The following is a 10,206-nucleotide window of genomic DNA, read 5'->3' on the forward strand; positions in this document are numbered from 1 at the left end:
TGGATACGCAAATACCATGGTTGGCGTTGTAACGGCGGCTTACTTCTTCTCAATTGCTTTTGGGGCGTCACTGTCAACTCACGTCAGTAGACTTTTCAAGCGCCGTCACATCATCACACTATCCGTGACCGTTGCCTGTCTTGCGGCAATTCAAATCGCGTTAGCGCTACAAGGAACCATCATTGGTTTCGTCGCAATCTTCATCCTCTATTCTGTGATCTTGGGCGCGAGCGAAACACCTGCCAGTAGCATTCTGCATTCCTGCGTTGAAGACCGACAGCGGTCTACAATGTTGTCACTGCGCTCGCTCATTCAGCAATTGGGGGCCGCTGTTGGATTGATATTGGTTGGAGCTGTGGCTGAGGCTTACACAACGCCCGTGGCGTGGATGGTAGCGGCAGTATTCCTTGTGATCGCGCTGCTTTTGATGGGCTTGTTGGTCAGACGAATCCAAGTAGAAAGCTGACAAAGCCAACAATTGTTACACATGCAGTGTCGGGCGACTTGAGCTCTTAGCAGACACATCCACCAACAAAAAAGGCCGGTGAAATACACCGGCCTTCCCAAATTTTGTAATACCAAATTGCCTTAGGCAACTTTTGGTCCGCGTGAGCGATTGCCGCCACCTTCGCCACCACTGCGGCGTTTGCCACCTGGAGGTCCACTGCGTTTCTGACCGCCGCGATCATCACGCTTTGGCTTACGCGCGAAAGGCTTATCGCCACGTTTGACTTCTGAACGTTCGCCACCGCGACCTTCAGGCTTGCCGCTGTTCGGACGACCTGCGCCGCCTTTGCGGTGATTGCCATCTGACCCACGTGGACGACGTTGACCACCACCGCCGCCACCACGACGATATGAAGTTTTTTTGCCAGATGTGCTTGGCACATTCAATTCAACTGGCTCGCCAGCTGCGTCGGTTGCCGGAATAGTGATGTTCAGCATGCGCTGCACGTCACCCAAAAGGCTCAACTCTTCGGTAGAGACCAAAGAAATCGCAATGCCAGCTTCACCCGCGCTGGCTGCGCCGCGCCGCACTTTTGCACGATATTGGCAAACTCGGGGTCAGCAATGCGGTGCTCGACAAACCGGGCAAGCTAAACGACATCGAATTCGCCGCCATCAAAAAACACCCGGTCTATTCCCGCCAAATCCTGTCCAACATCGCCGCCTTTGGCGACTTCGTGCACGTGGCAGGCGGCCACCACGAACGTTTGGACGGCAAAGGCTATCCTGATGGCCTAAAAGGCGATCAAATAGACCTAGAAACCCGCATCGTCACCGTCGCCGACATTTTCGACGCCCTTACCGCCGACCGCCCCTACCGCGCCGCCATGCCCGTTAAAAAAGCCATGGAAATTATGGACGATATGGTGGGGGATGCCATCGATGAGAATTGTTATGCGGCGCTAAAGAGGGCAGTGGCGAAGTTTGATGAGTTGCCGGAGGCATCTGATTTAAGCTGACAACTAGATGCATTTGGCGAGCTTCTATGGATTTCGGAATGTCGGCTATGCGGACTTTTTGAGCCTTAAAATACTGTCGTATAAACCATCCTATTTGCAGCACGCTGTGAATGAGATCGTCACTGTCATGAGAAGTCTCAAAAAATAGACCTGACTTTTTTATCTGCGCAGATAAATCTGCAGATAAATCTAACCAGGAGATTTAATATGGCTTTGCGAATGACGGCAACCAACGTGCATGAGATTTCCGAAGGTCTTTGGAGCTTCGAAATGCCGCCCCACCAAGTGAGGCATTTCGGCGGGGCTCAAAGCTCAGTCGGGGCTAGAAGCGTCATGATTTTCACCAAACACAGATATGACCCAAAAGCTAGAGAACTCCATTTCGATGCGGACGGGGTTTCAGCAATTAATATCGGAACGGATCCAGTTGTCATTGGATTGGATGTCAATCTGGATAAGGTAAAAGATAAGTCCGGAAAGTCGGCACAATCAGACGAAAACGAGCGTTCACTTGGTCACGGTGATAAAGAGTTCTTGAGAATGGCGGAAAAGGAAATGTCTATCCCTATGCAAAGAGCATCTATTGCCCTGCTCAATGGCGTTCGTGCAAGGTCGCCAGGGGATTTAAAAAAAGGCAAATCACGGAACTTCAGCGATACACCTGACAATTTTTGGTATGTAATTTTCCAACCACGAATAGATCAGTTATCCATAACGGTTCGGGGTTCGGTTGATCATTTTGAGCCAGTGGCAAAACTTCCAATTAAAGATGACCGTGGAAATACTCTGTTCAAAGTCACTAGTGAAGAAGACGTGCCTGCTGCACTGCAGATAATTTTTCATGCGAAACGAAAAAACAGATAAATGTTGATTGCGATCATCGAAGAATAGATCTTGTTGCAACGGGAGCAGGTCTTAATAGGGCTCCCTGCTGACATTTCCCCAACAAAAAAGGCCAGTGAATTTCACCGGCCTTCTTCAAATTCTCAACAATACCAAATTGCCCTAAGCAACTTTTGGTCCGCGTGAGCGGTTGCCGCCACCTGGGCCTCCAGCACCGCCACTGCGGCGTTTGCCACCTGGAGGGCCATTGCGTTTTTGGCCATCCCGGTTTGGTTTGCGTGCGAATGGCTTATCGCCACGTTTCGCTTCTGAACGCTCGCCACCGCGACCTTCAGGCTTGCCGCCTTTGCCGCCATTGCCTTTGCGGTGGTTGCCATCTGAACCACGTGGACGGCGTTGACCGCCACCACCACCGCCTGAACGACGACGGAAAGGTTGTTTTTTGCCAGATGAACGCGGAATGTCCAATTCAACAACTTCACCGCTTGAATCTGTGGCTGGGATTGTGATGTTCAGCATGCGCTGCACATCGCCCAATAGGCCAAGCTCTTCGGTTGAAACCAGTGAAATCGCAACGCCACTTTCACCAGCACGGGCCGTACGGCCAATACGGTGCACATAGCTTTCAGCAACTTCTGGCATGTCGTAGTTTACAACCAAGCCAACACCTGGAACATCAATACCGCGAGCTGCGATGTCTGTTGCCACCAATACCCGTGTGTTGCCACGACGGAATGAGTTCAAAGCACGTTCGCGCTGATTGTGCGATTTGTTGCCGTGAATGGCAGAGGCGCGAATGTCAGAAACAGTCAAACGCTTTTGCACTTTGTCCGCACCATGTTTTGTGCGTGTAAAGACGATGATTTGCTCGCCTTCATACTCCAGCAACAAATCACTAATCGCTTCCATTTTGGCTTTTTGGCCAATGGAGATCACTTTTTGCTCAACCCGGTCTGCTGTTTTGGTTTCAGGAATAACTGAAATCTCAAGCGGGTTGGTCAGGTGCGATGTGGTGAGCTTACGGATCTCTTTTGGCATTGTAGCCGAGAACAGCATTGTCTGACGCTCTTTTGGCAAAAGCTCCAAAATACTTTTGATCGCTGGCAAGAAGCCAATATCAAGCATTTGGTCGGCTTCGTCCAAAATTACTGTTTCAACATGGCTGAGATCAACAAAGCCTTGATCGATCATGTCGATCAAACGGCCAGGCGTGCCAACAAGAATGTCAACGCCATTTTGCATCGCGTGTTTTTGTTTATGGTATGAAACACCACCAACAATAATTGCAGTGCGCAATGGAACTTTTGGAGTGAAACGCTTAATTGTGTCGTGGATTTGTGCAGCAAGTTCGCGGGTAGGCGAAACGATCAATGCGCGAATGTTGCGTTTTTTCGTTGCCGGGATATTCTCGGCAAGACGAGCAATGGTTGGCAAAGTGAAGGCAGCGGTTTTACCGGTACCAGTTTGCGCGAGACCAACAATATCACGGCCTTCAAGCGCCGCAGGGATCGCTTTAGACTGAATAGGAGTTGGTTCTGAATAATTTAGGGCAGCCAAACAGCTTAGTATCGGCTGGCTAAAACCGAACATATCAAATGTCAAAGGAGGCATCTTTCCAATTTTTGACGCCTACTACATTGCATTTGATCATCATTGATCGAACTTGCAAACGGCACGTGCCGCTAGTCGACGCATCGACCAACAACGGCCGAATTTAGGTTGGCGCTTTATTGTCGAAAGTCGTTTGTGAAGTCAAGCACTATTCGTGCATGGCTGACATGCGAATGATATCACACACTTTATTGACCGCAGAAGGTAAATTTGGTATCTCACATACGAGAAATTATCTTGTTTATGAGAAAATACATGGCTGATCTGTCTGCAAAGCTGTCCCAACGTATCAAACAATTGCGCCAAGACAATGATTATTCATTGGATGATTTGGCCGCAAAAAGCGGCATTAGCCGAGCGTCTCTCTCCAGACTGGAAAAGGGCGATGTCAGCCCCACCGCACAAATGTTGGGCAAACTTTGCGCGGCATATGGATTATCGATGTCGCGTTTGTTGGCGATGGTTGAAGACCAATTTGCGCCGATTGTGCGGGTGAACGATCAACAGATTTGGCGTGACGATGCAACCGGCTTTGTTCGGAAAGCGGTTTCTCCACCCAACAGCGCCTTAAAAGGTGAAGTGATTGAATGCCACTTGGATGCTGGGCAAGAAATTTCATATGAGAAATCGCCAGTTGAAGGGCTCGAACATCATTTGGTTCTGCGCAGCGGTGAACTTGAAGTTCAGCTGGGGGATCAAACCTTTCATCTTTTTGCCCATGATTGCCTACGGTACCAACTTTATGGTCGCTCGCGCTTTAAAACGCCAGATCATGCTGCGGCCACCTATTTAATTTTTCTTGTTTGATAAAGTGCATACGAAATGAAGATTAGCAAAATCAGCGCTGATGAAATCGATCAACTGTTGCCAGATTTGGTCGAAACGCTCAAAAGGACCGTGGAGGCCGATGGCGCTGTGGGCTTCGTGGCACCGCTTGCCGATGACGCGGCAGCAGCATTTTGGCAACAAAACATCAAACAAGCGATTGTGTCCGGTGACCGTATTATGATTGTGGCGGTTGAAGAGGGAAAGCTGGCTGGCACCGGACAACTCATTGTTGGGATGCCGAACAATCAGCCGCACCGCGCGGAAATCTCAAAGCTCATGGTCCATCCAGATTTCAGACGTCGTGGCGTTGCGCGCCAAATCATGGCTGAATTGGAGGGCGAGGCCACCCAACTCGGGCGCACATTGATCACGTTGGATACGCGCACGGGCGACAGCGCCGAGCCGCTTTATTTGTCGCTTGGATATAAGACGGCAGGCACCATTCCCAACTATGCGAAAAACGCTATTGGTGACGATTTTCACGCCACCACATACATGTATAAGCAGATTTAGCGCACAGGCTGCAAATTTGGCGTATTTTGGCGTTTTGGCTGTTGCGGAATCTAGCATTTGGCGCTAAAGCCTCGCCATGACAGCAACAGATCATCAAGCCATTCTCATTGTAGACTTCGGATCGCAAGTGACCCAGCTTATCGCTCGGCGCTTGCGGGAACTAAATGTCTATTGCGAAATCCATCCATTTTCGAGCGCGGCCGCTGCGCTCAAAAACTTAGAACCGCGCGGGATCATCCTGTCTGGCGGGCCTGCCAGCGTGTTGGATGAACATGCGCCGCACATTGACCAGTCGCTCCTCGATGCGAACTTGCCGATTCTTGGCATTTGCTACGGCCAACAAGCCTTGTGCGTTTCGCTCGACGGAATTGTCGAAGCAGGTCACGACGCAGAATATGGTCGCGCGACGCTGAACATCGACAAACCTTGCTCGATCTTTGGCGATGAATGGGCGGTTGGCGATCAACAACAAGTGTGGATGAGCCACGGTGACCGCGTCACCAAAATTCCAACCGGATTTGAAGTGGTTGCCACATCGTCTGGTGCACCGTTGGCCGTGATCGCCAATGAAGAGCGCCGCATATGGGCCGTGCAGTTCCACCCAGAAGTTCACCACACCCCAAATGGTGCGCAGCTCTACAAAAACTTCGTCATGGACATTTGTGGTTGCACCGGCGACTGGACAATGGGCGCGTACCGCGAACAAGCGATCCAGCACATTCGCGATCAAGTTGGCGATGAAAAAGTCATCTGCGGCCTGTCAGGTGGCGTTGATTCATCTGTTGCAGCAGTGCTCATCCACGAAGCCATTGGCGATCAGCTGACCTGCATTTTTGTTGATCATGGCCTGTTGCGTTTGAACGAAGCCGAAGAGGTGGTGACCCTTTTCCGCGATCACTACAATATTCCGCTGGTTCATGTTGATGCCGCTGATCAATTCTTGGGCGAGTTGGATGGTAAATCTGACCCAGAAGAAAAGCGCAAAATCATTGGCCGCTTGTTCATTGAAACATTCGACAAAGAAGCCAAAAAAGTTGGCGGCGCGAAATTCTTGGCCCAAGGCACGCTTTACCCCGACGTGATCGAAAGCGTTTCCTTCACTGGCGGCCCAAGCGTCACCATCAAATCTCACCACAATGTGGGTGGCTTGCCTGAAAAGATGAACCTCAAACTGGTTGAGCCGCTGCGCGAACTGTTTAAAGACGAAGTGCGCGCTTTGGGTCGTGAACTTGGTCTGCCAGACAGCTTTGTTGGCCGTCATCCGTTCCCCGGTCCGGGTCTTGCCATTCGTTGCCCCGGCGGCGTGAACAAAGAAAAGGCCGACATTTTGCGCAAAGCAGATGCGATCTATCTCGATGAGATCCGTAAGTCCGGCCAATATGACAAAATCTGGCAAGCCTTTGCCGTTTTGTTGCCCGTACAAACCGTTGGCGTCATGGGCGATGGCCGTACGTACGAATCTGTATGCGCTTTGCGTGCCGTGACCTCGGTCGACGGCATGACCGCCGATTTCTACCATTTCGATATGAACTTCCTTGGCCGTACCGCAACGCGGATCATCAATGAAGTCAAAGGCATCAACCGCGTGGTCTATGACGTAACGTCAAAACCACCGGGTACGATTGAATGGGAGTGAGCCGGATTAGAAAACAGGACTAAATGTCCTGTTTTCCCGGCGAACGCCCGAAGCCAGCGCAGCGCGGCGTAGGGCCGGGGCGTCACAATGAACGCCCGAAGCCAAATAGCCGGGGGTGCCGGGGAAGCAAGCATAGCTTGTGACGGAGGCGCGAAAACAGAGCCGGAGGTATGGCGTTGTGAGTGCCGAGCGACAGGCTCCGCATCAAGTGCGGGACGGCCAAGATTTTTTGATATATCGCGCCAAGCCCACCGTGGCATTCCCGGCCTTGAGCCGGGATCAACTCGTAACAGCCCCCCACCCTTAATCCCTCCCCACCAGGGGGGAGGGAGACTAAAGGAAGCATGGGTCATGCACAATATCGATGGTGGGTACCAACTGGCGGGGGTGCCGGGGAAGCAAGCATAGCTTGCGACGGCGGCGCGAAAACAGAGCCGGGGGTGCCGGGGAAGCAAGCATAGCTTGCGACGGCGGCGCGAAAACAGAGCCGGGGGTATGGCGTTGTGAGTGCCGATAATCTTGCATAGTTAGATTTTTGAACGCCGGTCAATCGCTCTGCGTTTTTTATTTGGTATTGATTGAGGCGAATTGAGGGGCAATATTCAACCATGTTGCGGCGCACTTACGAGAGTCTGCAATGTGGGACAAAGAGAAATCAGGAATCTGTCGGTTCGGCACGGGAGTTTGAGTATTTGGCATTTCCCATGGAAGTGTTAAATCAAGAGATGACATTCATGTACGGCGCAACTAAAGGTGGTCATCCGGACATACCAAACACCTTCCAAAACCGCTTCAGTTTTGAGCGAGTGTTGTGGCAGCATCACACAAAGTGGTTTGCGTGCTTTCCGAAGACAGGAGTTTTGGCACAATGCTTGCGTTGTTTGGGCTTCGTCGTATTTCTGATCATCTCCACAATTTGAAAATATTTTAGAAGGGTTTTATTTATGCCTAACCTGACAATTGCAGAGCAGATAATATATACAACTACACGAATTTCTTCATTCCGAAGCGGTGTTGACAAAGGTTCTGGCACAGGTTTCTTCTTCAACTTCCCGATGGGCGACGGAAAAACTGTCCCAGCTATTTTGACAAACAAGCATGTCGTAGAAGGCTGTGATCAAATTCAGGTAACTTGCCATCTTAGGGGTGAAGATGGCGGCCCATCAGGCAAATTCATCCCATGCAGTTTAGATGCTAGACTTGGCGCACTATTACTACATCCAGACGAACAAGTTGATCTGTGTGCAATCCTTTTCGGACCTATCCTGAACCAAGCTGAAGAAAACGGGACGCCGCTATATTATACTGGCCTAGATTTTGGGTTAATACCGCAGGCCGAGGACTGGCAGTATTTTGATGCTATTGAAGAGATAATCATGGTTGGCTGTCCGAATGGTATTTTCGATGAACACAACAACCTTCCCATAACAAGACGTGGCAACACAGCGACTTCATTGTCAAAAATGTACGGTGGCAATAATGAGTTTATGATAGATATGGCATGCTTCCCTGGCTCTTCAGGGTCTCCAATCTTTGTTTATGATCGGGATGGATATTTGGACCGAAAAACGAATACCTACCGCATGGGGCAAAGCCGACTAAAGTTTGTAGGAATACTCTATAGCGGCCCATTGATTACTAACAATGGCAAGGTCATTCTGAACCAACCCCCAAAGGTGGAAGTTGCTGCTATGATGCACCTTGGGAATGCAATCCGATCTTCTCAAATAAATGGTATTCATAAAGAAGTATTGTCGCGCTTTAGTGATGCGAAGCCTGCCAATGAAGAAGTTGGAGAAGTTTCTTTCGAGCCAACAGATACGTCAGATGTATGAGGTGCTTACAGTATTTAGAGCGTCTGTATAATCTTTCCTAATCGGATCGTTTTTGATATCTGTCCCCAATTCTGCATCGGTCACTTTGAGCTCAAAGCAAAAACTTGCCCCATCCACTATTCCCAAAATAAAGCCTACTGCCGCAGCATACGAATTTACCACCCCCCCCGAGCAGTTGCGTTATTCCCTCAATTTGAATAATTATATTACTATGCCAATTTTGGGGGACCTATGTCTAAAATATTCGCCGTTGAAGAGAAGATAGACGCGCCCGTGCACGTTGTGTGGGCACATTTGACGGATCCCCAAAAACTCGCGCTTTGGATGCCAGCAATTCAAAATGTGCATACAGCAAACGGCGAGCATACCGCGCCCGAAAACCCATTATGCTATCGCGCTGGGGGGAAAGATCTATTTTCGCCTGTTGTCGACTATATTCCCTTGATGCTGATTGCTTACCGTTCAACACGCGGCAATTTTTCGGCGACCTATACCTATCAAATCGATATATCCGGAGAGGGTACAAGCATTACGTTAAACGCTTCTTGCGAAGCCAAGGGATTGATGGTGCTGATGCAGCCTTTGCTCAAAATGGTGATCAAGAGGGCCGACAGTGTGCAGCTTAAAATACTTAAGGCGGTTGTCGAAGCGCATAAACCAACCTAGATAAGAACCTTCAATTAGATAGGGAGGCTGAAATGCTTTGGTTGATACTCGGCATTGTAATATTTCTTGGTGTGCACTCGACGCGCATGGTTGCACCTGTTTGGCGCGAAAAACAAATCGCAGCGCGTGGTAAAAAAGCCTGGAAAGGCGCTTATGCCCTCGGCGCGTTTGTTGGGCTTGCCCTCATCATCTGGGGGTTCATCCAAGCCCGGCCGGATGCTGCATTTATCTATGAACCACCAGCATTTATGCGCCATATCACCTTGACGTTGATGTGGATTTCTTTCGTCGCGTTGGCCGCTTCGAGCTTTCCGGCGGGCAAAATCAAGGCCGTGCTCAAACACCCAATGATCACTGGCGTAAAAATTTGGGCTTTTGCCCACCTTTTGGTGAATGGTGATATGGCCTCGCTGGTCCTGTTTGGCTCATTCTTGGCATGGACCATATGGAATCGCATTGCTGTCAAACGTCGTGGTGACCCAACTCCGGTGGCGGGGCCGATCATTAATGACGCAAAGGCATTGATTGCGGGCACTGTGCTGTATTTGGTTTTTGCGTTCTTCTTGCATGAATGGCTGATTGGCGTATCGCCACTCGCTTAAAGAGTGCTGTTCAACGCTCGTGCGCTTGTGCGCACTTGAGACAAAATAAAGCGGCTGGATCAACATTCAGCCGTTTTTCATTGATCGCATCGCCACAATCTTCGCAATAGCCAAACTCGTCGTTTAAAATGCGGGTGAGGGCTTGCTCGATCCGCATCAACTCGTTCGACCGTTGGCGTGTCTGCGCTTGCGCCATGGCTTGGCCC

11 protein-coding genes and 1 pseudogene are annotated in these 10,206 nt (G+C 50.1%); 9 read left to right on the plus strand and 3 right to left on the minus strand.

Annotation, left to right across the window (positions count from 1 at the left end):
* A partial coding sequence (locus ACJAZW_RS13955; protein WP_415159150.1) for an MFS transporter occupies positions 1–466 on the plus strand: 466 nt, incomplete at its 5' end.
* 122 nt (positions 467–588) lie between these two features.
* On the opposite strand, the gene ACJAZW_RS13960 is transcribed toward ACJAZW_RS13955, so the two are convergent.
* Complete coding sequence (locus ACJAZW_RS13960; RefSeq protein ID WP_415159152.1) at positions 589–1,038, minus strand: hypothetical protein; 450 nt, start codon at positions 1,036–1,038, stop codon at positions 589–591.
* On the opposite strand from ACJAZW_RS13960, the pseudogene ACJAZW_RS13965 reads away from it, so the two are divergent.
* Both ACJAZW_RS13965 and ACJAZW_RS13970 read left to right on the plus strand, forming a co-directional pair.
* A pseudogene (locus ACJAZW_RS13965) lies at positions 1,017–1,466 on the plus strand (HD-GYP domain-containing protein); the annotation flags it as partial. The gene ACJAZW_RS13960 and the pseudogene ACJAZW_RS13965 sit on opposite strands and share 22 nt — an antisense overlap.
* 207 nt (positions 1,467–1,673) lie before the next feature.
* Positions 1,674–2,330, plus strand: a complete 657-nt coding sequence (locus tag ACJAZW_RS13970; RefSeq protein ID WP_415159154.1) for a hypothetical protein — start codon at positions 1,674–1,676, stop codon at positions 2,328–2,330.
* A 141-nt stretch (positions 2,331–2,471) separates the two neighbouring features.
* Here the strand turns inward: ACJAZW_RS13970 and ACJAZW_RS13975 are convergent, their stop codons facing one another.
* Positions 2,472–3,899, minus strand: coding sequence for a DEAD/DEAH box helicase (locus ACJAZW_RS13975; RefSeq protein ID WP_415159156.1), 1,428 nt, complete (start codon positions 3,897–3,899; stop codon positions 2,472–2,474).
* Positions 3,900–4,175: 276 nt separating this feature from the next.
* Here ACJAZW_RS13975 and ACJAZW_RS13980 point away from each other — a divergent pair, with 276 nt between their 5' ends.
* The 6 genes from ACJAZW_RS13980 to ACJAZW_RS14005 all read left to right on the plus strand — a co-directional run bounded on the left by ACJAZW_RS13980 (position 4,176) and on the right by ACJAZW_RS14005 (position 10,000).
* Entirely contained in the window at positions 4,176–4,727 is a 552-nt protein-coding gene (locus ACJAZW_RS13980) for a helix-turn-helix domain-containing protein (RefSeq protein ID WP_415159158.1), read from the plus strand.
* Positions 4,728–4,742: 15 nt separating this feature from the next.
* On the plus strand, positions 4,743–5,261 hold the full coding sequence (locus ACJAZW_RS13985) for a GNAT family N-acetyltransferase (RefSeq protein ID WP_415159160.1): 519 nt from the start codon (positions 4,743–4,745) through the stop codon (positions 5,259–5,261).
* 76 nt (positions 5,262–5,337) lie between these two features.
* Positions 5,338–6,897, plus strand: a complete 1,560-nt coding sequence (gene guaA / locus ACJAZW_RS13990) for a glutamine-hydrolyzing GMP synthase (protein WP_415159162.1) — start codon at positions 5,338–5,340, stop codon at positions 6,895–6,897.
* A gap of 944 nt (positions 6,898–7,841) precedes the next feature.
* Entirely contained in the window at positions 7,842–8,732 is an 891-nt protein-coding gene (locus ACJAZW_RS13995; protein WP_415159164.1) for a S1 family peptidase, read from the plus strand.
* Between the two features lie 231 nt (positions 8,733–8,963).
* A complete protein-coding gene (locus tag ACJAZW_RS14000) occupies positions 8,964–9,398 on the plus strand; it encodes an SRPBCC family protein (RefSeq protein WP_415159166.1) in 435 nt (144 codons plus the stop codon).
* 32 nt (positions 9,399–9,430) lie between these two features.
* On the plus strand, positions 9,431–10,000 hold the full coding sequence (locus tag ACJAZW_RS14005) for an NnrU family protein (RefSeq protein WP_415159168.1): 570 nt from the start codon (positions 9,431–9,433) through the stop codon (positions 9,998–10,000).
* Positions 10,001–10,010: 10 nt separating this feature from the next.
* On the opposite strand, the gene ACJAZW_RS14010 is transcribed toward ACJAZW_RS14005, so the two are convergent.
* A partial coding sequence (locus tag ACJAZW_RS14010; protein WP_415159170.1) for a TraR/DksA family transcriptional regulator occupies positions 10,011–10,206 on the minus strand: 196 nt, incomplete at its 5' end.

Origin of the sequence: Maritalea sp. (assembly GCF_047634455.1) — a bacterium.
Taxonomy (GTDB): Bacteria; Pseudomonadota; Alphaproteobacteria; order Rhizobiales; family Devosiaceae; genus Maritalea.